Genomic DNA, 25,825 nt, shown 5'->3' with positions numbered 1-25,825 from the left:
GGTACTTAGAACCCATTTTCTCCTAATCCATAGGAGAACGTGTAATGAAGTGGTATAATTCTAAATAATCTAATTTCATTAAGGGGGACAGGCTAATGATTTTTGGTAAAAAGATGAGAAACATTCTATTTATTGTATCTATTGCTGTACTCATATGTATCCCTTTTGTCATCCAAGAAAGTACCTCAAACGTCGTAGCATCGGATCAGATTGCGAAAGTGGAAGCCAAACAACCGAATGAAAAAGTGACTATGACCGCTACAGAACTTCAAGAGAAGCTTGATGCTATATTAAGCAAAAGTCAGTTGCAGGGAACATCAACAGGGATAAGCATACGTAACGCGAGTGATGGAGAAATATTATATAACCATTCTGGGGAGATGCGTTTACATCCAGCCTCTAACCAGAAAATTCTTACAGCAGTTGCAGCTTTATCAACTTTAGGAGAAGATCACAGGTTCACCACGCAAGTACTGACAGACGGTAAATTAAAAGGAAAGGTTTTGCAAGGGAACCTCTATTTGAAGGGAAAAGGCGACCCCACCTTGCTAGAGGAGGACTTGGATCATTTTGCCAAGCAATTAAAGGAGCAAGGCATTCATAAAATAAAAGGAAATATTGTTGGTGATGATACTTGGTTTGATGATGTGCGACTGGCGACTGATATTAACTGGGATGATGAAAGTAATTATACAGCAGCCCAAATTTCCGCACTTACCCTTTCACCAAATAAGGACTACGACTCAGGTACGGTAATTGTTCAAGTCCTCCCTGGTGAAAAAGCTGGTGACAACCCTAAAGTAGTACTATCACCACAGACAGATTACATTACAATTAATAATGAAGCTAAAACGACAGCAAAAGGGACCTCAAAACAAATTTCTGTTCAACGAGATCATGGCACGAATACGATTACTATAAGTGGAAATCTCCCGCTAGATTCCTCTTCTAAGTCTTGGGTTGCGGTATGGGAGCCTACTCGTTATGTTGTCGATGTATTTAAACAATCGTTGGAAGAGCAGGGGATTACAATGATTGGAAATAGCGAAGCAGCAGTTGGAAAGACACCAAAAGATGCAGAAATACTTACAAAAAAGGACTCCATGCCTTTGAAAGAGCTGCTTGTCCCATTTTTGAAACTAAGTAACAATGGACACGGAGAAATTTTAGTGAAGGAAATGGGCCAGGTAATAAAGAAAGAGGGAAGTTGGGATAAAGGACTTGATGTTGTTGAGGATGTTCTTACAAACAATGATTTAGCGATGGATACAATTCGGCTTCGAGATGGTGCAGGAATGTCTCACAAGAATTTATTACCTGCAAATCAGTTGTCAAAATTATTATTTGAAATTCAGGACGAAAGCTGGTTCCCGGAGTTTAAGAACGCACTTCCAGTTGCCGGAGAGCCTGAGCGATTGGTTGGTGGAACACTACGTTACCGTTTAACAGGAGAGGCAACAAAAGGTAATGTGCATGCTAAAACAGGTTCATTAACTGGAGTAAACACGTTATCCGGCTATGTAACAAACAAGGATGGGGAAAAGTTAATCTTCTCCATTATGATGAACAATTATATCCAAGGCTCCATGCCACAAATTCAAGATGCTATTGTGACAGCATTGGCCGAGCATAGCTTTGATGAATAAAGGAAGAACATCTCCCTCGAAGGAGATGTTCTTTTTTAATGGACGGGTAACAAATTTTGAAGCGGACATAATCAAATGCCAAATGAGAGAACCTGGCTCCAAGATGAGAGACTCCACCATTCAAATGAGAGAACTCGCTCCGAGATGAGAGACTCCACCATTCAAATGAGAGAACTCGCTCCGAGATGAGAGACTCCACCATTCAAATGAGAGAACGCGCCCCAAGATGAGAGGGCTCCTCAACCACCTCATTCAATCAAGTCACTTTCTGCACCTGCTGTACGTAATCTTTTGCCATCTCTACGGCAGCCTTAGCATGTATATATCCCCATTTATCTGCAAGTGTTGGTTGTGATGTTGCTTGTAAAATACTTTTTATGTCATTTGGACTTAGCTGAGGATTTGCCTCAAGCATTAGAGCGATAACTCCTGCACAAATAGGTGTTGCCATCGAAGTGCCAGATAGTGATACATAATTTTCATCTATTACACGCTCAGGTATTTGTTTTTCTAGCGCCGATCCGGGAGATAATAGAGAAATAATATTTGAGCCAGGTGCGTAAATATCTGGTTTGACTAATTCATCAATGGTTGGACCACGACTCGAAAATTTGGAAATAACAGCATCTGATCGAGTTACTGTGTTTTGATCATCCGCAGAACCAACTGTAATAATGAATGGATCAATGGCAGGCGTACTAATGGTGCTGCGTGATGGACCGTCGTTTCCGGCTGCAGCACATACAACTATACCGCTATGCCAGGCTTTTTGGGTTGCTTGGGTGAGTGGGTCGTCACGGTAAGATTCATATGCTTCAGCACCTAGAGATAGAGAAATAATTCGTATACCAAACTTTTCTCGATGCTTCATACACCATTCTATCCCTCGTATAATAGTGGAAAGCTTCCCACCGCCTTTTTCATTTAAAACTTTAACGCCAACAATAGAAGCTGCTGGTGCTGGGCCCGTATACTTTCCATTAGATTGGTGTCCATTTCCTGCAGCGTCTCCACAACAGTGGGTCCCATGGCCATTATCATCATAAGGTTCTTCCTGCTTATTAACAAAATCTTTGAAAGCAACAATTCTATTCTCCGGTTTTGTTAAATCAGGATGCGGAAATACTCCGGAATCAATGACAGCAATAGTAATATCATTTCCAGTAAAGCCAAGATCTTGTTGTGCTTCTACTGCATTTATTTCGTTTGTAGCCACATCAAGAAACGCCGTTACATCTCGGTCATAAAAAATACGTTCCACTGCCTCATGATCTTTTAGTTCTCTGATCTTTTGTGGAGTTAAATCTCCATACAACGAGTGTAAAATTTCCATATCATCATTTAACGTATTACAAGAATCTCCCGCACATGTTTTTAACAAATCTTCCTTCATATCCTTTGTGCAATTCTGGTAAACTTTCACAATTACTGGTAGCGTGTCCTCACTTGTTTCATTTGGGTCTTCTTTTCTTTTTTTCATCAACTGTCCTACTAATCCGGGATCTAGTCTGGAATTGGCTTCTTCAAACCATACTTGTTTCCTCTCCGTCATCCTTACTTCCTCCTTATAGAATAGTTGTTTTCACTTTGCTTTATTCGACTGCATGCACTACTTGCTCTAAAGCTTATCTACTTTTCTGGTAAATTACAATAAGTCAAATATCCCAAAATTCAGTTAACTAATGCTTTTAGATTAGTTAGCAAAAAAATTTCCTTCATTAAAGGTGAAAAATACACAAATATATAGGTGGTTTTATAAGGCATAGCATAGTTTTGTTCAATACTTAGAGCCTTTATCATTAAAAAATATAGCGTTTCATTTATAATTGGGAAGAATACACTTGGTAACGGAGGTCTTTAAAATGTCTATTCCAATTAAGCAAATTAAACTTCATAAGCTGAGCATGCGATTAATCAATCCATTTACAACAAGTTTCGGCACTCTAAAGGATAAGGAATTTTTTATTACAGAAGCTGTAGATGAGGATGGGAAGCGTGGTTTTGGAGAATCTGTTGCGTTTACTAGCCCGTGGTATACAGAGGAAACCGTAAAGACAAATGAGCATATAATGGAAGATTTTTTAATTCCAATACTTCAGAAAAATACGATCGCTCATCCTGATGATGTTTCCAGCTTATTTTCTTCCATTCGGCGGAACAACATGGCAAAAGCAGCCTTGGAAGGTGCTATCTGGGATTTATATGCAAAGCGAGAGAATATGCCGCTTTCAGAAGCACTCGGGGGCACGAAAAAGAATATTGATGTCGGGATCAGCATCGGTATTCAGCCAACAACTCAAGATTTGCTGGATGTAATTGAAAAATATGTACGGGAAGGCTATAAACGAATAAAAATAAAGATCAAGCCTGGAAGGGATATTGATGTCTTAAAAGAGGTTCGTTACCACTTTCCTGACCTTCCAATCATGGCTGATGCGAACTCTGCTTATACACTTCAAGATATAGAACACTTAAAAAAAATGGATGAGTTAAATTTAATGATGCTGGAGCAGCCATTAGCACACGATGATATAGTTGATCATGCAAAATTGCAGGCAGCAATGGATACGCCAATTTGTCTGGATGAGAGCATTCATTCTCTGGAAGATGTGAAGAAGGCCAATCAACTCGATAGCTGCAAAATAATTAATATTAAAATAGGCAGAGTTGGTGGTTTAACTGAAGCAAAACGTATTCACGATTATTGTGAAAAGAATAATATTCCTGTTTGGTGTGGGGGAATGCTGGAGGCAGGAGTTGGCCGTGCTCATAATGTGGCATTAACTACGCTGCCACAATTTATATTGCCTGGAGATACAGCAGGGTCATCACATTACTGGCAGGAAGACATTATCCAACCTGAGGTTGAAGTGAACCAAGGGTTAATCCATGTTCCAGATAAGCCTGGAATAGGTAATGAGATAGATGAAAAGATATTAAAGAAGGCTACAATAGATGTGAAAACATTTAATTTCCACTAAAAATTGCCAGTGTTTCAATTTGGTGAAAAAGAAGTTGCAACAATTGGACCATTTAGTCGAATATTGCCCGGGAAATACATTATTTAACGTTAAATTTATAAAAATAAGAGAACCTGAAATTCAAATAGAGAACAGCCAAGTAGTATCTTTAATCAGATAATAGACGGCTGTTCTCCAGTAATATTTATATAATAGTATTTTCTATTTCCAAGTATCCCCTAAAACCCGCACCCAATTTTTATAGGCAATCTTCTCAATTTCTTCATTTGTAAAACCATAGTTACTTAAAGCTTGTTGTAAGTTAGGCAATCCTTGCACATCTTTAAGCGAAGCAGGTATCGTTGTGCCGTCAAAGTCTGATCCAAGCGCCACATGATCAATTCCGAAATTTTCTGCTATATATGCAATGTGTTTTACAATGGTTTCAAGGGGGATATTCGTATCAAATCCTCCATCTTCCCGGAGCATATTAATCGCATAATTAATGCCCACTACCCCATTTGTCTCCTTAATTGCTTGCAACTGCTTATCTGTCAGGTTTCTTGAAATTGCACAAATGGCGTGAACATTGGAATGTGTTGCGACAATAGGTGAATCACTAAGTTCTACGACATCCCAAAAGCCTTTTTCATTTAGATGTGTTGTATCAACCATAATTCCCAAATCATTACATTCACGGACAAGTGCCTTTCCGTGATCGGTAAGTCCTTGACCAATATCAGGTGTGGAAGGGTAACGAAATGGCACACCTTCTCCATAAACATTGGGTCTGCTCCATGTAATACCAAGGGAGCGCAGGCCTGCCTTATAGAGGAGGTGAAGTGAGTCAAAATTAGTGTCAATGGCTTCAGCACCTTCTATATGAAAGAGGGCTGCAAGGATTTGGTTTTTGAGACAATAGATTAACTCCTCCGTATTTTTCACTACTTTTAATTTACCTGATGACGCTCTTTCCAATTTAAACAAATTAGTAGCTACCCTTGTTGTAAAGGCTAACGCCATTTGCTGATCAATTTGCGGAGGTAATGGTAAATCATAGCTATTACCTGTTACAAACTTATCCGGAGCGACTTCATAATTTTCATTAGGTGTAAATACAGCGAAAAACCCTCCACCAAACTTGCCTTTATGTGCTCGTGGTAAATCAATATGTCCCGTTGTACTTTCCCTGAAAAATTGCTGAAGCCCTGTGGCTTCATTCTCTTGTAATCTGAGCAGTGTGTCATTATGGCCATCAAAGGTGGGGAATATATTCATCGAAATAGCCGCCTTTCTTATGTGAATATTTGCTATACTTCCTATATTCGGTCCTCGAGTCAAGTACACTATAATCCTTGCTATTTTTCATTATTATTCCTTATCAAATTAGCACGAATAGGAATAAGACTTCCTATTAATGCTATTCCCGCTGCGGCGAGGAACATTTTTTCAAAACCATACATGGCTATTCCAGAAATACTTGCAAATATAACCAAATCACAGACAGAATCAATAATTGAGAGTAAAGAGATTGTCGTTGCTCGTACATGTGATGGAATAATGTCGTTCGCCAATTGTGCATAAACAGGGTATCTGACTGTTCGGATAAACCGAAGCAGTACCATCATGAGAAGAAGTACCCACAATGTCTCTCGATATAAAGCGACAAACATTAAACATATGGCACCTAAAGCACCAGTTGCATATAATAGCGTGATTCTTGATATCCTTGCAGTCATCCACCCAATCGAGCGTGAGATGAAAAAGCTTAGTATAGCCAGACATGCGAATACCGTTCCGATTAGATAAACAGGCAAACCCGCATCACTAAGTAATTTATCACTAAAGTTATCAAAAATAGCTGCTGTTGGAATAAATACAAGTGTAATATTCAAAAACATCCATAAAACCTGTGGTGATTTTTTAATAGCATGTAATCCTTCTTTTACTTGTTGGAAAGGATTTTCCTGATATGTTCCATGGTTGGACGGATTTTGTACAAAAAATAGCAAGCCGACTTGGACAGATTGAAAAGCTATTCCTAATACAATAAGTAAATTAAATTGGTTATTCGTTAAATCCTTTGCAATTATGGAGCCTATAATTAGGACTCCGATTGTGACCACAAATTGAGCCGACTGGATGATTCCAAGCGCATGGTCCATTTTATCTTCTTCATTGGATTCTTTCAAAGATTCATAAATAAGAGCCTCATCCGATCCACTAAAGAAGGTTACAGCAAGACCACTAAGTATACTGCTTGAAAAAAACAACCAAGGATCGTATGCCCATATAAGTAAACTGTGGCTGATGATACTCAAAATAGCACCAATTATAAAGGATAGCTTTGCCCCGTAACGATCGGCAAACATGCCTGTAGGGATTTCCCCTATTAATACACCAGTACTCCAAAATATCATAACCCACAAAATTAGTGACTCATCCAAGCCTCGAGCAAAATAAAATAAAGCGAGTACTGGTTGGAGAAAACGAATGCTCCCAAATAATTCCGCCCAAAATAAAATGCGAATGTTCCGCGCAGCTAATGTTCCTATTTTCAATTTTTTATCCTCCTGTAATTGTTTATTCGGTTAATAAACAATCAGGAGCGAGCATTCTCCTAATAATTGGTCAAACAAATTATTATAGTTTTTTCACCCCTGATTGTTGGTTTGAAAAAAATGTGAAGTTTTTTTGCATTGTTAATTCCTCCTTAACTGTTGTAAGAATATTATACATAATTGGAGAGGAAAAAGAAGTGGAAAAACATTATTTTCAGATATTTGATATTTTTAGCTGTGTTTCTACAAATTATTGTAAATAGTTTCTATTTCCTACATACAAACTTCGATTCTACTGATAAAATTTATATTGAAAGCAATCATAGATTAAGAGGAGAAGATAGAATAAATGAATGTTAAACGGATCATTTTTCTACTGTTTACCGGTTTGGTATGTATGTTTTGGCAGCCTGTAAGTTCCTATGGAGCAGAAGCCTCCACGAAAGATGTAATTATTGGCTACAAAGATGAAGTAGGGAAGCAGCTTATTGTTAATCAAAGTAAAAGCATAGATAATCATTTTAAAAGCTTATCTGCTTTTGCAGTGAGTATAAATGCGAGTGATATTGAAAAATATAAAGGAAATGAACATATTACATATATAGAAGAAAATGTCCCAGTTACCCTCTCCAACAGCAGTAACTCTATAAATGAGATAAAAAACGGAGACACATTAGTAGAGGGTGAAACATGGAATCTTCGTTCATCCAGATTTTCGTATGCATGGGAGGAAGGGGCAACCGGTAAAGATGTGAAGGTGGCAGTAATCGATACAGGTATTTCCCCACATAAAGACCTAAAAGTTGCCGGAGGAGTATCCACAGTGGATTATACGGAAAAATGGGAGGATGATAACGGACATGGTACGCATGTAGCTGGAATCATTGGGGCAGAGCAAAACGGCTTTGGCGTAGTAGGAGTTGCCCCCGATGCATCCATCTATGCCGTTAAAGCATTGGATAGCCATGGTGAAGGTGATATGGATGCATTATTAAAAGCAATTGAATGGTCTATTCAGCATGAAATGGACATTATAAATCTATCTTTGGGTACTGAATTTCATAGTGACGCCTTAGAAAAAATAATAAAGCAGGCCTATGATGCGGGAATACTTATAGTTGGAGCAAGCGGGAATGGAGAAGGTGATGGCAAGGTGATTTACCCTGCTAAGTATGAACAAGTAATTGCTGTTTCTGCATTAGATGAACAGTTTCATTCCGCTCCATTTGCTTCCAGTGGACCTGAAGTTGAATTCTCAGCACCTGGAACAAATATTATTAGTACGTATTTAAATGGAAACTACGGTATTGCAAGTGGTACTTCCCAAGCGAGTCCGCATATAACCGGGATGCTTGCACTCCTGCAGCAAAAGCTTCCAGATAAAAATCCTGAAGAAAGAAGAGCGGTCTTAACAGATTATGTACAGGATTTAGGAGAAACTGGCAGGGATTCATATTTTGGTTTTGGACGTATTAGTTATATTACAGATTTTACAGCTCCCGATGAAATAGCAGACTTGAAGCTTCATAAAACCGAAAGTGAGGCCTTCTCTATCCAATGGATAAATCCAGAAAATGAAGATTTTGATAAAACCATTATTTATTTGAACGATAGTATGGTCAAAGAAAAGGCAAAGGCAGAAGAAACCTCCTACACATTTACGGAGTTGGAAGCTAATACACCATATGATATTGCAATTTATACAGAAGATATTTATGGTAATCGCTCAAAAGGTGTTATTCAAACCATAACAACGAAAAAATCCGGATTAATTATTTCCGAGAAACAAAAAGAGCCAGAGGAAGATCAAGAAAGTGACCCTGAACCGGAAAGTCCGGTAAAAGAGGAGAAAAAAGAAAAAGAAAATAAGCAAGAACAGCAGCCCGAAAAAGATGTAACGCCTCCTGTGGATGAAGGAAAAAAGGATGAAGAAAAGCAACCCAGTATTTCAATTCCGGCTCCTGTACAGGAACCACCTGTAAGTAATGAGCAGTCAGAGCACAAAAATCCAGCTCAGGTCAGCGAAAATAATGAAAAGCAAAAGGAGGCTAAACAAGAAGATAGTTTAGCAGCTTCTGGATCAACTAATAAAGCCGAGGAAGTGGAAGAAAAAGAGTCACAAAGTGAACAGCGTGATGTGAGTAAAGATAGCAATAAAAACGAGCAGAGTACCACAGCAGCTATCGATGAAGGAAACCAAGATGAAGATAACGATGAAAACTTGTTTATGCAATTCTTCTCCTGGATAGGTGGCCTATTTCGTTCCATCTTTCAATCACTTGTTCAAGTGTTTTAGATGAATTTGGGAATTTTGGATTCTAAGAATAGGCTCTATAGGTTTTCTGTGCGTTCTAATGGACAAAAACCGCCTTGTAGTCAAGAGAACTGTCCAATAGAAGAGCTCTAATGGACAAAAACCGCCTTGTAGTCATTGGAACTGTCCAATAGGAGTGCTCTAATGGACAAAAGCAGCCTTGTAGTCATTGGAACTGTCCAATAGAAGAGCTCTAATGGACAAAAGCCTCCTCGAAGTCATAAGAAATGTCCAATAGAATTGTCTCAAGATAGACCCATGTGCTTCTTCTATGAACAAAGAAATGTTAACTGAGCTAAAGTAAAAAGGCTGCCAGGAAATTTAATTCCTGACAGTCTTTTTTAGAGAGAAACAACGAGTTTATGATGAAATTTCTTTTTTTGCATATAATATTTTCTTCGTAAGCCAAGTTTGTAGCATTAAAAATAATCCGCCAGTTGCCCAATATAACGGAAGGGCAGCTGGTGAGCTTATAGAGATAACGCCAATCATGATCGGCGATAGAAGTCCCATAAAAGCCATTTGCTTTTTCTGTTTTTCATCCATTCCCATTTGAGAAACCTTAAATTGGAAATAGTAAATGACAACAGCAATCAACGTCAAGGCAATATCTGTTTGGCCCAAACTGAACCATAAAAAGTCATGTGTAGCAATTTCAGGCGTTCTGCGAATAGCGTAATAAAATCCAAGTAATATTGGCATTTGAATTAATAATGGCAAGCAGCCTCCGAACATAGCAAAAGGATTGGTGCCATGTTTTTGATATAACTGCATCATCTCTTTTTGCTGTGCTTGCATGGACTCTTGGTCTTTTTTATCTTTATATTTCTCCTTTAATGCATCTAAGTCAGGCTTCATTTGGTCCATTTTTTCTTTCATGTCCATGCTTGATTTCATTTGTTTTACCATAAAAGGTAACAGCAGCAATCGAATAATTAATGTTATTAGGATAATGGAAATACCATAATTGTCATTAAAAACATTCGCAATGGATTTAATTAGAAGTGTGAATGGATAAATTAAATACTCTATACCGTTCAATTGATCCGGGTTCAGTGGCTCATTTGTAGCAGCAGAGCAGCCGCTTAGAGTTAAAACAAGTAAAGATAAAAGCATTAATTTCTTATGTCTATTTATAAATGTGAATACAGATTGTCCCACAAAAATCCTCCTCGTAATTGTTGTCTAAGTTTTAAACTACGAGGGGAAGCCGGTTCTGATTCATCATCCTGATGGGCACAACGGACATACTTTCGATAGATCCAGTTCTTATCTTCTTCTGTTGTTAGATTTATCTTCTGTGCTGGCAAAATAATTGCTTCCTTGGCATGCAATTGAAGTGTATAGACATTATTGTCTACTCGCCAATACCTTGTATTTGAATGAAGTAGCTGATATGTGCTGAAGACAGTTACAAAAATACTTACATACATATAAATAGGCGAAGCATCCAAGAACAAATCATTTATTAATTCGAACAATCTGTATTCACCTCCTGTCTGATTAATATAGATAAATTATAACATATCCGTAAATGTGTTGGGTATTAGAAGATAGCTGGAAAATAGTTAGCTCTAACCCCAAATTCTATCTAACATGTTTCGAAATAATTCGTCCAACCTCCTTGTTTCTTCTATTTTCATGGGATGGATTTTCTTCGCAGCAGCTTGCAGAACAGCAAGCTCTGTTATTGCATGTTTTATTAGCTTACTTTCCTCTGTTCCGAGTTGCAGATTTAGCCTTTTTTCTTTAGCTAATTGTAAGTAGGATTTCTTAATTTCTCCTGAATAAAAGTCTTCTATCATTTTTGAAAAATGAAGTGGATGAAATTCATGATGTTTATTGATCCATTTTGCTGCAATAATTGGTTTAATTATGTTAAGTGTGTCCTTTGGTTGAGGATTCATATTCTTTTCGTATCTGTGTAAATTGGCTTTTGCCATATTCGTATAGTGCATGATACAAGCTATTGGATTAAAAACGCATGGGAGTATGTCTTTCATTTTCTTTATAAGAAAATTATCGTTTTTATAAACAATAGGTGAATGGATCCACTCGAGTAAAGACGGATTGGATTTTCTGAATAAGCGCAAAGCTTTGGTGAGTTCCCAGCCACTTATATCCAAAGAATCGCTTATGGGCTTTTCTATTACCTCTGGAAATTCCTTAGTACCCACTGGATCAATACGTAAATAGGTGGTTGTTGGGTACACATAAAGAAAACGAATGTCATAATCACTTCTTTCATTGGCAAGTCCCCATGCTCTGCTTCCAGCCTCACATGCGTAAATTATTTTTATTTGATGCTTATATTCAAGGGATTCAAGCACCATGCTAATTTTTTTATTCATAAACGTTACTCCTTAAAAGCATACTATTGAACGATCAACCATCTAACTCTATCTTTATAGAATACCACTTCTAGAGGAATTTATATTAAAATTGTATACTCTACTCTTACTACGTTTTGCATCTAAATAGCAGGCACCATCCCATCTAAACGAGAGGAAAATCCTTTCACATATCTCCTATATTATTTTCTTACAAAAAAAGAGGAGCAGCCACAAATTTGAGCTGATCCTCTTTCTCCTTATCTAAATTTATTTTGTTTGCTCAGTAATCAGACGTAATGCATGAATTTGCCCTGTATGCTGTGCTTCATGGTAAGTAGCTAGTGTTGTTAATCCGCCAAATGTTTCCTGACCTAAGAATGGTTTTTCCAATTCTACATTAAATTGTTCTTCGGGGATTTCCATGACACGCTTGAGCTGTTCCTGTAGCTCATTTGTAAGCTTATCTACAGACGGAATTTCTCCTTGCCAGTCGGCTGGTTTTGTTCCGTTACCAAATAATTCTACGTATTTTTCCGGCAAATACTGTGTCTTTTTTGGAAAAGCAAATAAAAATTGCTCAGCTACTGTGAGGATATGGCCAATTTGCCAGTGAATGGTATTGTTATATCCGTCGAGCTGTACATCAACAATTTCTGGGTTAATCTTATTAATCTCCTTAATTAATGAATCTCTTGTGAATGTAAACTGTTTTATAAGTGATGTATTCATGTATTTCTCTCTCCTTTGCATTTGTTTCTCCTCTAGTATATCAATAGAACTATAATGATAAAATGAATGCGCCTAAAGCAATCTGGCATTCAAAGTCTAGATGAGAAGTGGTACTCTCCAATTAGTTAACCTGTAAAACACACATTTTACCGAGAGAATGGAATCGTTTTAAGGCATCATATTCATTTGTACAAATAAAAGCTATGATAGAAGGAAAGGAGGATTCTGCTGTTGATGTGTGGAAGAGGAATATAGCTGCTATGTTTATAACGGACCCTATTTAATAGAAAAGACCGATAATCGCTGTGATTGCTCCAATAGTACTAATACCGGTACCTACTATCCACTTGAGTAACTTTAACTGGCTTTCTTGCAATAATGCGTGCATTTTTTGTTCATAGCGGTTAAGCTCTGACTTTGTAACTAATTGTTTATCCTTAATCAGTTGATCGAATATCAAGTACATGTTTTTTTCAGAAGTAGCGTCATTATCTTTCTCCAAGTTGCTAAGCCTTTCCCTCAATTCTTTTAATTCTGCCTCAGTTTCCGTACGCTGGTTTTTATCCTTGTTTATTATAATCACTTCCTTTCTTATCCAGCAGAATCCTTAACATATCTTATGCGGCAGAGACAGTGTAATGGAAAGGCGAAGTTAGCTAATTATACAATGTTCCACAATAGGACTATCATGTAGATAGAACTTTTGTCGTAAAAAAGGGTATTTAACCTAAATAGAGCTTTGGTTTTCCTTTTATGGGAGTATTTTTCTCGACCATTAGTCTGCGGATTAAGCTATAAGTTGCTGAAAAGTGATTTCATTTTTGTTTTCTATATTCATTTGGTGTACTATTCATGTACTTTTTGAAGATACGAGAAAAATAATTGGGATCTTTAAAGCCTGCTATACTGCTTATTTTTTGAATTGGCTCATCTGTTTCAATTAGTAGCCTAGTAGCATCCTTCACACGCATTTCATTTACCATTTTTTTGAAAGGGTGACGTGCAGAAGAAAGTAAATAGCTTAAGTAATTCGGACTGATCTCCAAGTAATCGGCCAGATCTTCCAGACATAAATCGGGATCACTAAAGTTATTTTCGATATAAAACAAAGATCTTTCTAAATAGCTGAAATCTCTTTTCTCCTTTTGTATTCTAGAATTATTAATTACTTTAATACAAAATAAAATAAGCTCTTGAACAATGGAATAAAGGATAGGGCTGTTTAGGATAATATCAAACATACGATGATATTCTGTTTCTATTTCAACCGTTTTAGTCAACTTATAATTTTTTATAAAACGTCGAATTTGAGCTAGAATACTGGTTAATTGAATTCTGACTAATTCCGGATCAGGGTAGTTTTCATATGATTTATTGAAGGATTGATATAAGTATTCTTTTATCTTCTCGATATCCCCTTTCTCTAGACTTTCCATCCAGAATCGCTGTTCAGAGGTTGTAAGAAAAGGGTCAATTGATTGAAAGACAGGCAAATCACTTGTGTGAAAAAGTTGTTTAAATCCTTTATAAAACTTCATATTAAGTGCATTTTTTGCTGTTATATATGCTTGCTGCAAATTATCATTATTTATATGGCTGTCATGTATAGCAATGTTAATATTGGAATGAAAACTTTCTTCCCACCAATCAAGCATTTTATACGCTTCCAACTTAATAAACTCTAAACCGTCCGTCTCATGTGGATATGCAAGACAGACAACCATACTACTCAATGGGTATATTTCTTTCTCAAATGGTAACTTAATCTCCAATAACCACTGATGCAGATTATTGTTTAACTCATTTACCTCAGGTTGAAAAAGTAAGAAAAATGGCTTTATAGGATCAATCAACGCTGTTTTTATGAATAAAGAATGATAAATCTCTTGATTTCTGGATATTCGCATACTATCAGGTAACTGTCTATGGTCTATCTTAGTTGCTTCGATAAGTGCCTTTTTTAATAAATTTAAATTAAATGGCTTAACCAGTAAAGAAGAGCTTTGTAATTCAATAGATTGGAGGGCACGTTCAAATAGTGGTTCTGCGGTTACTGAAATTATTGTTTTTGAGAAGCGAAGTATATTTCTGGTAAAAGCCTTCATTTTATCCCTACTTAGAATTTCCAATTCAATTACAACGATTTCAGGTTGTTTTTTTGTTAACAGCACGTTTGCTTGCTGTATTGTTTCTGCATGGTAAACCTGTTTAATAGGTAATTGATTGGACTTTATAAACCATTCAATACCTAATCGTTCTGTGCTATCTCTATCTATAATTAGCATGTCCATTTCAAATCCCCCTCTATATACAAGAAATTTCTTGTATATCATAAAAAAATCCTATTTTATACATAGCATTAATCTCTAAAACAAATAAATGTACTAAAATTTGTAGAAACATCTCTTCATCTAATTTATCAGAAAAATTATAATAATAACAACAAAGGATATTTGTTAAGACATAATGTATACATTTAGAAATGATTTAAATGGGTTAATTGTTTTTTACCATAAAGGAGGAAATTTCAATGAAAACAAGCGAAACAATGAAAGCGCCAACAGGAACAAAGCTAACTTGTAAAGGTTGGCAGCAAGAAGCTGCTATGCGAATGCTAATGAATAATTTGGATCCGGAGGTGGCCGAGAATCCTGAGGAATTAGTCGTTTACGGAGGTATCGGAAAGGCTGCGAGAAATTGGGAATCGTTCCATAAAATTATTGAAACTTTAAAGGAATTGGAGAATGATGAAACACTTATTGTTCAATCTGGAAAACCTGTAGCTGTATTTCGTACACATGCACATTCGCCAAGGGTACTAATTGCTAATTCAAATATCGTACCAGCTTGGGCTAATTGGGAACATTTTTACAAGCTGGAAAGTGAAGGTTTAATGATGTTTGGGCAAATGACTGCTGGAAGTTGGATTTATATCGGGGCACAAGGTATTTTACAAGGGACTTATTTGAGTTTTGTAGAGGCAGGAAAGAAGGCATTCGGCACAGCAGACTTGGCAGGAAAACTGATATTAACCGGTGGAATGGGAGGAATGAGCGGCGCTCAACCTTTAGCTGGTAAAATGGCAGGCGCTGTTACGCTTGTAGTGGAAGTAGAGAAAAAACGAATTGAAAGGAAAATAAAAGAAGGATATTGTGATTATCTGGTCGAAGACTTGGATGAGGCGCTAGAATTAGCGAAAAAGTTTCAAAACAAGAAAGAGGCAGTGTCTATTGGATTGGTTGGTAATTGTGCAGATATTTTCCCGGCGATCTATAAAAAAGGGATTATACCTGATCTTGTTACAGACCAAACCAGCGCGCATGATCCGCTAAATGGATATGTGCCACATGGCATGTCTTTTGAAGAAGCGATTTCTTTAAGAAAGAACGACGCAAAACAATACGAGGATAAAGCAAAAGGATCCATGGCCGTCCATGTTCAGGCAATGCTGGATTTTCAATCAGAAGGTGCAGAGGTATTTGACTACGGAAATAATATTCGGGCATATGCACAGGAAATGGGCGTAACAAATGCGTTTGATTTTCCTGGCTTCGTTCCAGCATATTTAAGACCATTGTTCTGTGAAGGGAAAGGCCCATTCAGATGGGCAGCGCTATCTGGTGATCCTGAGGATATCTATAAGACAGATAGACTTGCAAAGGAAATGTTTGCAGAAGACGAATCACTTGTACATTGGATTGAAATGGCACAGAAGATGGTGAAATGGCAAGGGCTTCCTTCCCGAATTTGTTGGTTAGGCTATGGTGATCGACATCGTTTTGCTTTGGAGGTTAATAGAATGGTAGCTTCCGGGGAAATTAAAGCACCCATTGTATTTGGCCGCGATCATCTTGACTCTGGATCTGTTGCTTCTCCAAATCGGGAGACAGAGGGAATGAAGGATGGTAGTGATGCAGTATCTGATTGGCCAATTTTAAATGCATTAGTAAATACTGCAGGTGGAGCCAGTTGGGTAAGCGTACATCATGGTGGCGGTGTTGGCATGGGGTATTCACAGCATGCTGGACAGGTAATTGTTGCAGATGGTACAGATGAGGCTGCAGAAAAAATAAATCGGGTACTCATTTCAGATCCTGGAATGGGGATCGCAAGGCATGTAGATGCCGGCTATGAAATTGCGATCGAAACAGCAAAAAAGAAAAACGTTCATATTCCTATGTTGGATAATAAATAAAGATTGCGAAAGAGGAGAGGGGCTTGACTGCATATAAGTTTGCCCCTGTTATCATTTAAAAAAACTATAAAGTTAGCAAACAGGATAATGTTTTAAAGGAGTGTTGGTGAATCATATGGGAAAATATATGTTAGTTTCTAATGCAAATCAAGTTGTTACAATGGCTGGTCATACAAATAAACCTGCTACAAAAGAAGAAATGGCACAACTTCGGATTATTGAGAATGGCAGTATCTGGGTTGAAGATGGAAAAGTTGTGGAAGTAGGGAAGGACCAGGAAATTCGAAATAAATATAAGCATGAATTGAACACTGCTACTGTAATTAATGCCAATGGAAAAACAGTTACACCCGGGCTTATTGACCCACATACGCATCTTGTACATGCCGGGACAAGAGAAAATGAATATGCTATGCGTTTAAAAGGAAAAACATATATGGAAATTATGGAAGCAGGTGGTGGAATCCATGCAACCACGCGGGCAACACAGCAAGCAAGTTATGAGCAGCTTTTTGAAGAATCGAGAAAGCGACTAAATCAATTTTTATTATATGGGGTGACCACAGTAGAAGCCAAGAGTGGCTATGGATTAACCTTAGAGGATGAACTAAAACAGTTGGAGGTAGCTGACCGTCTTCAACATGAGCACCCAATTGATGTAGTTTCCACTTTTATGGGAGCACATGCAGTACCACTCAATCAAAAGGATAATCCTGATGATTTTGTAGAGCGTGTAGTCAATGAAATGATTCCGGAAGTAGCACGAAGAAAGCTGGCAAAATTTAATGATGTTTTTTGTGAACGAGGAGTCTTTACTCCTGAACAATCACGAAAAATTCTTGAAGCAGGTAAAGCACATGGACTTATTCCAAAAATCCATGCAGACGAAATTGAGCCATATGGTGGGGCCGAACTGGCGGCAGAAGTAGGAGCTATTTCAGCAGACCACCTATTGAGAGCTTCTGATGAAGGAATTGCAGCAATGGCAAAAGCGGGAGTTATTGGAGTATTACTACCTGGGACGGCATTCTTTTTAATGGCTGAATTTGCTCAGGCACGGAAAATGATTGATGCTGGTGTAGCGGTTGCGCTATCAACCGATGCTAACCCTGGTTCTTCGCCAAGCCTTTCTCTGCAGTTTATTATGAACTTAGGTTGCTTGAAAATGGGAATGACACCTGAAGAAGTACTAACTTCTACCACAATTAACGCAGCGCATGCGATAGGGTGTGCGAATGAAGCTGGCAGCCTGGAAGCAGGTAAAAAAGCGGATATAACTATTTTTAATGTACCAAATTATTTAGTGCTCTCGTATCAATATGGGATGAACCATGTCGATACAGTTATTAAAGCCGGAAAGCAACTTGTAGAAGGCGGTCAATTACGATGAGTAATTGGCTTTCTTTTTTTATTTATATCATCATCAATTATCTTAAAAAGGTAATATATTACGCACCTCCAATAATTGGTTATAGAGTAAAAATGTAAGAGTGTAAAGGGAGATAAAACGATTTACCAAGCAAGCATTCATGTGAGCAATAGTCTATCTAGTTATTAATTTATATAAAATTCTCTTGTTGCTAAATATTGCCGGTATAAATCTCCTTAGAATTTGATTTAAACTAATTAGTGGAAATGCTGGGATAGGACCAGGAATATAAAAAAAGGGGCAACGATTATGGGGGAAATTAATAGTATACAGACAGAAGATAAATTAAGGCTAGTAGCTGAAATTAACGGAAGGACTTTTGACTCTGTGATGTGTTTATATTTACAAGAAAAATTTATGGATCGTCTTGCTGCATCGCCTTTCGGGGACAGGCTTATTTTGAAAGAGGATCCGATGTTCTTTTATAATACTAAATTACCAACAAAACAGAGCACTAAGTTGAAATTATTATCTTCTTTTACAAACCATGGGATCGGTTTCATTGCAGATGTTTTTAAAAAAATCTGTACACCTTTAAACAAAGTAGACGAGGTGTATTTCGATATTGATAAGATAGAGGTAACAGAAAAATGGGATGTGGAAGGAAGGCAAATTAATATCTTACTACCTGCATATTTGGTAAAGAATAAGTACCATTTGGAAGTGACTTTACTTACTGGAGATATTCTTACACCAAATCGGAAAGACCTTTTATACCAAGGGATATTGACAAATAAACCGATAAGAGTAACAACCTATCCGGCGGAAACACTAATTGCAGATATGCTTGAGAAATGTGTTTCCAATCGGTTAAAGATGAATTATTTTTATAAAATCTTTCACTTGGCACTTGAATATGATTATGATGGAAGGGTATTGCAGGAAGCAATTTGTGAAACCTTTCAAAGAAGAGGAACTGATTTGGTTAAAGACCTTCCTCTATTTACAGAAGACTTTTCTATGAAAGACGAAAAAGAGAACGAATGGGAAGCATTTATAAAAACAAATGGTTATGAAGAAACTGTTAATTTCACATCAATCATGGCAACAATACGTATCTTTCTTCACCCGATCTATGACTCGATCATTAGAGAGGAAGAGTTTTTTGGAAACTGGAACCATAAGCTGCAAGTATGGGGTTAGGGAGTACGAAACAAATTTAAAATAATTCCTAATTAAAGTAAGAACATTTTAATTTTTTTGTATTATCCATTGACTTGTTTGTGTGCTTTTATTACAATACCGTTAATCGATTAAATTATAATTTTCAATAATTCTCTTATCAAGAGAGGCTGAGGGACAGGCCCTGTGAAGCCCGGCAACCCGTTCTATCTTTATAGAAAAAGGTGCTAAATCCTGCAAAACCGTATCGTTTTGATAGATGAGAGAGAGCAACCTGATATTGTTTTCATAGGGTCTCTCCATAAACGCGGAGAGGCTTTTCTTTTAGTTTGTGTAGAGTCGAAGTAGTATAGAATTTTTTAAAATGGAGGGGATGGGATGACTAAAACGAAGGTGGATGTGATAAAGAATTATGTTGGAGGAAAATGGATGAAGGCAAACTGTGATCGCACAGCAGAAGTTTTTAACCCGGCAACAGGTGAAGTAATTGCCCATGTGCCGATTTCTTCACAGAAGGATGTAGACATAGCAGTTGAAACAGCGAGCCAAGCATTTCAATCTTGGAAGGAAGTAGCTGTACCAAGAAGGGCGAGGATTTTATTCAAATATCAACAATTGCTTGTAGATAACTGGAACGAATTAGCCGAGCTAATCACCATTGAAAATGGAAAAAGTGTGAAGGAAGCTTATGGAGAAGTGCAACGAGGTATAGAATGTGTAGAATACGCAGCAGGTGCACCATCATTAATGATGGGATCGCAGCTTCCAACCATAGCAACAGATCTGGAATCTGGTGTCTATCGTTACCCGATTGGGGTTATCGGAGGCATTACTCCATTTAATTTTCCAATGATGGTACCTGCGTGGATGTTCCCAATGGCCATTGTGACAGGGAATACGTTTGTAATGAAACCATCTGAACGAACGCCTTTATTAGCAAATCGCTTAGCTGAATTACTTGAAGAAGCTGGCCTTCCAGAAGGTGTGTTTAATATTGTTCATGGCGGTCATGATGTAGTTAACGGTTTATTGGATCATAAGGATGTTGCAGCAATTTCTTTTGTAGGGTCTCAACCAGTAGCGGAATATGTATACAAAAAAGGTACCAGCAACTTGAAACGGGTTCAAGCGCTTGCCGGAGCAAAAAATCACTCTATCGTACTAAAGGATGCAGACTTGGAAAATGCAACAACACAAATTATTTCTGCTGCATTCGGTTCTGCAGGAGAAAGGTGCATGGCATGTTCGGTAGTAGCAGTGGAAGAGGAAATTGCAGATCAATTTATTGAAATGCTTGTGAATAAAGCGAACGAGCTTAAAATTGGAAATGGATTAAATGAAGATGTTTTCCTTGGCCCGGTGATTAGAGAGCAACATAAGCAGAGAACTCTGCAATATATCGAAACTGGTGAGAAGGAGGGCGCTAAACTCATTCGGGATGGCCGGGAGGATGCTGATACGAAGCGTGAAGGCTATTTTGTAGGACCAACTATCTTTGATCATGTAACAAGTGAGATGAAGATATGGCAGGATGAAATTTTTGCACCAGTATTGGCGATTAGTAGAGTGGAAAATTTAGAGAGTGCTATTAATCTAACTAATAAATCAAGATTTGCAAATGGCGCTTGCCTCTTTACTAGAGATGGCGGGTATGTACGTACGTTTCGTGAGAAGATTGATGCAGGAATGTTAGGCGTAAATATTGGTGTGCCTGCTCCAATGGCTTTCTTCCCGTTTTCAGGCTGGAAAGATTCTTTTTATGGTGATCTACATGCAAATGGAAAGGATGGCCTTGAATTCTATACAAGAAAAAAGGTATTAACTACAAGATGGGTATAAAGTAATATTTTTGAATAATTTTAAAATTCTTTCTTGACAGTAATCTGCTGTTTAGTTAAGATGAATACAATTTAAAAATTGAATAAGTCATTTCTTATCTAGAGTCGGGGGAGGAACCTGGTCCTGTGATCCCGCAGCAACCGTTACATGTAACAAGGTGCTAAATCCAGCAAGCGTGCAGCTTGAAAGATGAGATGGGTGGATATATTAAAAAACCTCTTTCTCATCGGGAAGAGGTTTTTTATTTAAGCACTCTAAGCTTTTAAAACAACAAGATAGCACTAGTTGAACATAGAACTAGAAATTTATGGAACCAAATCACTAGGTGAATATTTTATCAACAGTAATCGAGTGATGATAAGTTGGATTGGAATGCTTATTTAATAAACCAAGTAAATCGATTGGTAAAGTTATTTATTGTTTCAGGCAACTAATTTTAAAAAAGGAGTTTTGTTACATGAAAAAGCAAATTCATTTAAATGGATTCATTCAAAATTCACCATCTCCACATTCGACAGGACTTTGGAAGTATAAGGAGGACCAAGGGACAGAGCATAATCAATTAACCTATTGGATTAATGCTGCAAAAACATTAGAACGCGGAAAGTTCGACGCATTGTTTATTGCAGATGTACTTGGAACGTATAGTGTTTATGGAAACAGCCATGATGCAGCGGTAAAACATGCGGTACAGTTACCTGCACATGATCCAGTTATCCCTATTGCAGCAATGGCTGCTGCAACAAAATATTTAGGTTTTGCACCAACTATTTCCACAACCTATGCCCAGCCATATTCTCTGGCAAGGCAGTTATCAACACTTGATCATTTAACTGGTGGAAGACTTGCCTGGAATGTAGTTACTTCGTATTTGGAAAGTGAGGCAGTTAACTTAGGGCTTTCCGGTCGACTACCCAAAGAACTCCGTTATGATCGAGCAGATGAGTTTTTGGAAGTTGTCTATAAGTTATGGGAGTATAGCTGGGAAGTAGATGCGGTGGTACATGATAAGAAGAACGATACATTTGCAGATCCAGCCAAAGTACACACCATTAATCATGAAGGTGAATTTTTTAAAGTACCTGGTCCTCATTTGGTAGAGCCATCCCTTCAACAGACCCCTGTATTGTTTCAGGCAGGAGCTTCACCGAAAGGAAGGGACTTTGCCGCCAAACATGCGGAAGCTGTTTTTACTAAGAACCATTCATTGGAGGCACTGAAAAACTATACCGCTGATATTCGCAGACGTACAAAGCAACAGGGACGGGATCCACGTAACGTACTAATATTTCCAATGATCCTTCCAATTATTGGTTCTACTGAAGAAGAGGCGCATGCAAAGCTTCATGAATTAACCAACCATGTCAGCTATGAAGGAACAGCCTCGCTCTTATCTGGTCATACAGGAATTGATTTCTCAGCTTATGACCCCGACCAATACCTGCAGGATATGGACACGGATGCAGTTCAAGGCAATCTCGATATGTATACAAAGGATCCGAATAAGAAATGGACGTTACGTGAAGCAATTAAAAATCATGGACTTGGAAATGGCACCGTTAAATTTATTGGAACTCCTGAGCAGATTGCTGATCAAATTGAACAATGGGCATTTGAAGGAGATGCAGATGGTTTTAATATTGCTCAAGCCTATTCTCCAGGTACGTTTACAGAATTTGTAGATCACGTTGTCCCAGAATTACAAAAGCGCGGTATATACAGAAAGGAATACGAGGGTGAAACGCTCCGAGAAAATATGTTTGGAAAAGGAAGACGTCATCTTCCAGAAGATCACCCGGCAAGAAGGCTCGGTATTATTCAACCAACTTAATAGTTAACTGCTTTTCTATAAAAATAAGGTTCTATTGTAAATGCTGGGTACAGGCGTTATCTCGTAGATTCATAAAATTGCGGACTAGTGAGCGAACAAGTTTCATGAAAACAATAAATCAGCAGCAGAGCAGAATAATCCGCCAGAGAACGAATTAATCAGCAGCAGAGCGGAGTAATCTGCCAGAGAACGAATAAATCGGCAGCAGAGCAGAGTAATCTGCCAGAGAACGAATTAATCGGCAGCAGAGCGGAATAATCTTCCGGAGAACGAATTAATCGGCAGCAGAGCGGAGTAATCCTCCGGAGAGCGAATTAATCGGCAGCAGAGCAGAGTAATCCACCGGAGAACGAATTAATCAGCAGCAGAGCAGAATAATCCACCGGAGAACGAATTAATCGGCAGCAGAGCAGAATAATCCACCGGGGAACGAATTAATCGGCAGCAGAGCAGAATAATCCACCGGGGAACGAATTAATCGGCAGTACATATTCAGGAGCTAGCTGAGGATTGCTCGCCAAGCATTTTTCCGATACGGCGATTTGTAGCCCTACCAAGCTACTATTTTGCGAATCATTGGATAACCTTAGAACCAAAAATAAGAAGGAGGTTAATGATGGGTACTGTTACACTCTATACATGGATAGGTTTTGGTGCATTTCTTGCCATCATGTTTGTCCTCAGTTTAATAAGTGCAAGAAAAACAAAAAATGTAAGTGATTTTGCTATAGGTGGAGGTAGTCTTGGCCCATATGTGCTTGGACTTTCATTTTCAGCCACGTATTTGAGTGCTGCCACATTTCTTGGCTATCCCGGTTGGTCACATGCCTGGGGTTATTCCAATCTTTGGCTCTTTTTAGCAATAATTGGAGGTGGACCAATTGGTGTGCTAATGGTAGCAAAGCGTGTTAGAAAGTTAAATACAGGACAAAAATCACTTTCTCTACCAGATTGGCTTGGCGACTTTTATAAAAGTGATATTTTACGAGTAGGAAGTGGGGTTATTTTACTCTTCAATATCTTTTATATTGCTGCTCAATTTGTTGCAGGGGCACGTATTTTTGAATATCTTCTTGGGATGTCTTATACTGGGGGCCTTTTGCTGATCACCACCATTGTCGTACTTTATGTCTTTGCAGGCGGAGCGTTTGCAGATATTTACACAGATGCTGTTCAGTCGATAATGATGGGGATTGCCGGTACTTTTATCTTTATTTCCGGTATTGTTCTCTTTTGGAAAGGAAGCATTACAGCAACCTTTACAGGTATTACGAATCAACTAGCTAGTCAAGATGCTAATTTGGTCGAAGTATTTAACCCGGAATCCGCACATTTTTATTCTGTTGCTGTCGTAGTTGGAGCAATTGTAATTCAATGGGCATTCGCTTCAGCTCCCCATCTTTTCAATAAAGTTCTAGGATTAAAAAATGAAAAAGATATCGGGAAAATGATTTTGACATACGTAATCGCAACAGCGTTTTCACTTGTCGTATTATTTGGCGGGATTTATAGCCGAGTAGCCTTAGGGAATGGAGTGGCAGAGTCTGACCTGGCATTAATGGAATACGCTGTTTGGGCCTTTCCAGCAGTAGTTGTCGCAATAATCGGTGTGGTTATTCTTGCTGCAGCCATGTCTACAACAGATGGATTATTTGTCTCCATTTCAACTGTATTTGCCAACGATATTTTCCTGAAAGTTCTGGTTAAAAAAGGTGTCATTCGTCTCACTCCTTCGAAAGCAGAAAAGATTGCACTGCAAATTAGCCGGCTTTCTGTACCATTTATCGGTCTGGCTGCATTTCTAATTGTACTTCGACCTCCTGTCTATATGGGAGATATCATGTGGATCGGTATTTCCGGTGTTGCTGCAGGCACGATGGGGCCAATTCTTTACGCAGTTTACGGAAAGAAAAAAGCTTCCAAACGTGCGGCTGAGCTTTCAATGGGTACTGGATTGTTGTCGTATTTGCTGCTTTATTTCTGTGGACTTGTACCAAGCACAATGACAGCAGGAGCTATTGCCACCTTGATAGGAATTGCAACCATTGTTCTCCTGTCAGCGATTCTGAGAAAAGACGCCAAATATGCAAAATCAAGTAAACAATTAAAAGCTAATTAAGAGAGGATGAGAACTATTTTTGTGAATCCAATGCTTTCTATCTGGTTATATGGTTTTATCTTTTTTCTATTGATTGTCGGACTATCGCTTTGGAAGTGGTATTTTAAATAGAAATTTTGTTTAGGAGAGAGCAAGATAAGATAAATGCTGTATTTTTTGAAAAACAAGTGAAAAAAGAGAGGATGATCACATGCGTGAAGTTGCCATTATTTCTGGAAGTCCTTCATTATCTTCCAGATCCGATAGAGTATTAAAGTATTTAGGAGAATTGTTGGAGAGGGAACATTTCACTATTAAGCATATTAGTATCAGGGAGATTCCTTCAGATGACTTGTTTCAAGGAAACTATGATAGCCCTTCAGTTCAACAAGTCGCTAAAACGTTAAACGAAGCAAGTGGTGTTATTGTAGGTTCACCTGTGTATAAAGCTGCTTATTCGGGAGTGTTAAAATCGTTGTTTGATATATTACCACAGGACATATTGCAGCATAAACCGGTTCTGCCACTGATGACCGGAGGAAGTCCATCTCATATGCTTGCACTTGAATATACAATGAAGCCCTTACTAGCAACATTGAAAGGGCAGACACTAAAAGGTATTTACATGCTTGATTGTCAGATAGATAAACAAAAGTATAATCCAATTGTTGATGAAGATATTTGGAATCGAACGAAGAAGCAATTGAGTTATTTTATTGAAATTCTTAAAAAGCAAGAGGCTACGACGGTAATAACTGATTTGTAGTA

Annotated in this window: 19 protein-coding genes and 2 riboswitches; of the genes, 10 read left to right on the top strand and 9 right to left on the bottom strand. The window is 38.0% G+C overall.

The window, feature by feature from the left end; genetic code table 11:
• Positions 1-95: 95 nt before the first annotated feature.
• The gene (gene dacB / locus BME96_RS14930) at positions 96-1,646 is read left to right on the top strand and encodes a D-alanyl-D-alanine carboxypeptidase/D-alanyl-D-alanine endopeptidase (protein WP_071649444.1); all 1,551 of its coding nucleotides are present in this window, start codon (positions 96-98) and stop codon (positions 1,644-1,646) included.
• A gap of 256 nt (positions 1,647-1,902) precedes the next feature.
• On the opposite strand, the gene BME96_RS14925 is transcribed toward dacB, so the two are convergent.
• Positions 1,903-3,198 (bottom strand): S8 family peptidase, encoded by a 1,296-nt coding sequence (locus tag BME96_RS14925; protein WP_071649443.1) that lies wholly within the window; start codon positions 3,196-3,198, stop codon positions 1,903-1,905.
• Positions 3,199-3,508: 310 nt separating this feature from the next.
• Between BME96_RS14925 and menC the strand changes: the two genes are divergently transcribed.
• A complete protein-coding gene (gene menC / locus BME96_RS14920) occupies positions 3,509-4,627 on the top strand; it encodes an o-succinylbenzoate synthase (RefSeq protein ID WP_071649442.1) in 1,119 nt (372 codons plus the stop codon).
• A gap of 201 nt (positions 4,628-4,828) precedes the next feature.
• On the opposite strand, the gene BME96_RS14915 is transcribed toward menC, so the two are convergent.
• Both BME96_RS14915 and BME96_RS14910 read right to left on the bottom strand, forming a co-directional pair.
• The gene (locus BME96_RS14915; protein WP_083547480.1) at positions 4,829-5,884 is read right to left on the bottom strand and encodes a dipeptidase; all 1,056 of its coding nucleotides are present in this window, start codon (positions 5,882-5,884) and stop codon (positions 4,829-4,831) included.
• 80 nt (positions 5,885-5,964) lie between these two features.
• On the bottom strand, positions 5,965-7,167 hold the full coding sequence (locus BME96_RS14910; protein WP_071649441.1) for an MFS transporter: 1,203 nt from the start codon (positions 7,165-7,167) through the stop codon (positions 5,965-5,967).
• A 349-nt stretch (positions 7,168-7,516) separates the two neighbouring features.
• Between BME96_RS14910 and BME96_RS14905 the strand changes: the two genes are divergently transcribed.
• Positions 7,517-9,463 carry a S8 family peptidase gene (locus BME96_RS14905; RefSeq protein ID WP_071649440.1) on the top strand — a complete coding sequence of 649 codons (1,947 nt, stop codon included), beginning with the start codon at positions 7,517-7,519 and terminating at the stop codon, positions 9,461-9,463.
• 378 nt (positions 9,464-9,841) lie between these two features.
• Here BME96_RS14905 and yidC read toward each other — a convergent pair whose 3' ends face one another.
• From yidC to BME96_RS14875, 6 genes are all read right to left on the bottom strand, one after another.
• Positions 9,842-10,642 (bottom strand): membrane protein insertase YidC, encoded by an 801-nt coding sequence (gene yidC / locus BME96_RS14900; RefSeq protein WP_077358522.1) that lies wholly within the window; start codon positions 10,640-10,642, stop codon positions 9,842-9,844.
• Positions 10,615-10,962, bottom strand: a complete 348-nt coding sequence (locus BME96_RS14895) for a hypothetical protein (protein WP_071649439.1) — start codon at positions 10,960-10,962, stop codon at positions 10,615-10,617. The genes yidC and BME96_RS14895 overlap by 28 nt, the downstream gene beginning before the upstream one ends.
• A gap of 93 nt (positions 10,963-11,055) precedes the next feature.
• On the bottom strand, positions 11,056-11,832 hold the full coding sequence (locus BME96_RS14890; protein WP_071649438.1) for a nucleotidyltransferase domain-containing protein: 777 nt from the start codon (positions 11,830-11,832) through the stop codon (positions 11,056-11,058).
• A 249-nt stretch (positions 11,833-12,081) separates the two neighbouring features.
• Positions 12,082-12,543, bottom strand: a complete 462-nt coding sequence (locus tag BME96_RS14885) for a DinB family protein (RefSeq protein WP_071649437.1) — start codon at positions 12,541-12,543, stop codon at positions 12,082-12,084.
• A gap of 280 nt (positions 12,544-12,823) precedes the next feature.
• Entirely contained in the window at positions 12,824-13,126 is a 303-nt protein-coding gene (locus BME96_RS14880; RefSeq protein ID WP_019378750.1) for a hypothetical protein, read from the bottom strand.
• A 232-nt stretch (positions 13,127-13,358) separates the two neighbouring features.
• Positions 13,359-14,834, bottom strand: a complete 1,476-nt coding sequence (locus BME96_RS14875) for a helix-turn-helix domain-containing protein (protein WP_071649436.1) — start codon at positions 14,832-14,834, stop codon at positions 13,359-13,361.
• Between the two features lie 239 nt (positions 14,835-15,073).
• Between BME96_RS14875 and hutU the strand changes: the two genes are divergently transcribed.
• The 7 genes from hutU to ssuE all read left to right on the top strand — a co-directional run bounded on the left by hutU (position 15,074) and on the right by ssuE (position 25,823).
• Complete coding sequence (gene hutU / locus BME96_RS14870; protein WP_071649435.1) at positions 15,074-16,738, top strand: urocanate hydratase; 1,665 nt, start codon at positions 15,074-15,076, stop codon at positions 16,736-16,738.
• 115 nt (positions 16,739-16,853) lie between these two features.
• Positions 16,854-18,128, top strand: coding sequence for an imidazolonepropionase (hutI, locus tag BME96_RS14865; RefSeq protein ID WP_071649434.1), 1,275 nt, complete (start codon positions 16,854-16,856; stop codon positions 18,126-18,128).
• A gap of 288 nt (positions 18,129-18,416) precedes the next feature.
• Positions 18,417-19,310 (top strand): nucleotidyl transferase AbiEii/AbiGii toxin family protein, encoded by an 894-nt coding sequence (locus BME96_RS14860; RefSeq protein ID WP_071649433.1) that lies wholly within the window; start codon positions 18,417-18,419, stop codon positions 19,308-19,310.
• 133 nt (positions 19,311-19,443) lie between these two features.
• Positions 19,444-19,555, top strand: a riboswitch (SAM riboswitch).
• 112 nt (positions 19,556-19,667) lie between these two features.
• A complete protein-coding gene (locus tag BME96_RS14855) occupies positions 19,668-21,128 on the top strand; it encodes a CoA-acylating methylmalonate-semialdehyde dehydrogenase (protein ID WP_071649432.1) in 1,461 nt (486 codons plus the stop codon).
• A 91-nt stretch (positions 21,129-21,219) separates the two neighbouring features.
• A riboswitch (SAM riboswitch) is annotated at positions 21,220-21,324 on the top strand.
• A gap of 261 nt (positions 21,325-21,585) precedes the next feature.
• Positions 21,586-22,959 carry an LLM class flavin-dependent oxidoreductase gene (locus tag BME96_RS14850; RefSeq protein WP_071649431.1) on the top strand — a complete coding sequence of 458 codons (1,374 nt, stop codon included), beginning with the start codon at positions 21,586-21,588 and terminating at the stop codon, positions 22,957-22,959.
• Positions 22,960-23,575: 616 nt separating this feature from the next.
• Complete coding sequence (locus BME96_RS14845; protein ID WP_071649430.1) at positions 23,576-25,078, top strand: sodium:solute symporter family protein; 1,503 nt, start codon at positions 23,576-23,578, stop codon at positions 25,076-25,078.
• Between the two features lie 190 nt (positions 25,079-25,268).
• Positions 25,269-25,823, top strand: coding sequence for an NADPH-dependent FMN reductase (gene ssuE, locus BME96_RS14840; protein WP_060681879.1), 555 nt, complete (start codon positions 25,269-25,271; stop codon positions 25,821-25,823).
• The last annotated feature ends 2 nt before the right edge of the window (positions 25,824-25,825 follow it).

The sequence above is a fragment of the Virgibacillus halodenitrificans genome (assembly GCF_001878675.1).
GTDB classification, from domain to species: Bacteria; Bacillota; Bacilli; order Bacillales; family Amphibacillaceae; genus Virgibacillus_Q; species Virgibacillus_Q halodenitrificans.
The sequence above is the reverse complement of the archived record's forward strand: the minus strand, read 5'-3'. Positions and strand labels throughout refer to the sequence as shown.

Bases quoted from the DNA above. Each gene is read 5' to 3' on its own strand.
- menC (WP_071649442.1), top strand. From the start codon at position 3,509: ATGTCTATTCCAATTAAGCAAATTAAACTTCATAAGCTGAGCATGCGA.
- BME96_RS14905 (WP_071649440.1), top strand. From the start codon at position 7,517: ATGAATGTTAAACGGATCATTTTTCTACTGTTTACCGGTTTGGTATGT.
- BME96_RS14915 (WP_083547480.1), bottom strand. From the start codon at position 5,884: ATGAATATATTCCCCACCTTTGATGGCCATAATGACACACTGCTCAGA.
- BME96_RS14860 (WP_071649433.1), top strand. From the start codon at position 18,417: ATGGGGGAAATTAATAGTATACAGACAGAAGATAAATTAAGGCTAGTA.
- dacB (WP_071649444.1), top strand. From the start codon at position 96: ATGATTTTTGGTAAAAAGATGAGAAACATTCTATTTATTGTATCTATT.
- BME96_RS14875 (WP_071649436.1), bottom strand. From the start codon at position 14,834: ATGGACATGCTAATTATAGATAGAGATAGCACAGAACGATTAGGTATT.
- BME96_RS14850 (WP_071649431.1), top strand. From the start codon at position 21,586: ATGAAAAAGCAAATTCATTTAAATGGATTCATTCAAAATTCACCATCT.
- BME96_RS14890 (WP_071649438.1), bottom strand. From the start codon at position 11,832: ATGAATAAAAAAATTAGCATGGTGCTTGAATCCCTTGAATATAAGCAT.
- BME96_RS14855 (WP_071649432.1), top strand. From the start codon at position 19,668: ATGACTAAAACGAAGGTGGATGTGATAAAGAATTATGTTGGAGGAAAA.
- BME96_RS14845 (WP_071649430.1), top strand. From the start codon at position 23,576: ATGGGTACTGTTACACTCTATACATGGATAGGTTTTGGTGCATTTCTT.
- hutI (WP_071649434.1), top strand. From the start codon at position 16,854: ATGGGAAAATATATGTTAGTTTCTAATGCAAATCAAGTTGTTACAATG.
- ssuE (WP_060681879.1), top strand. From the start codon at position 25,269: ATGCGTGAAGTTGCCATTATTTCTGGAAGTCCTTCATTATCTTCCAGA.
- BME96_RS14885 (WP_071649437.1), bottom strand. From the start codon at position 12,543: ATGAATACATCACTTATAAAACAGTTTACATTCACAAGAGATTCATTA.
- hutU (WP_071649435.1), top strand. From the start codon at position 15,074: ATGAAAACAAGCGAAACAATGAAAGCGCCAACAGGAACAAAGCTAACT.
- BME96_RS14925 (WP_071649443.1), bottom strand. From the start codon at position 3,198: ATGACGGAGAGGAAACAAGTATGGTTTGAAGAAGCCAATTCCAGACTA.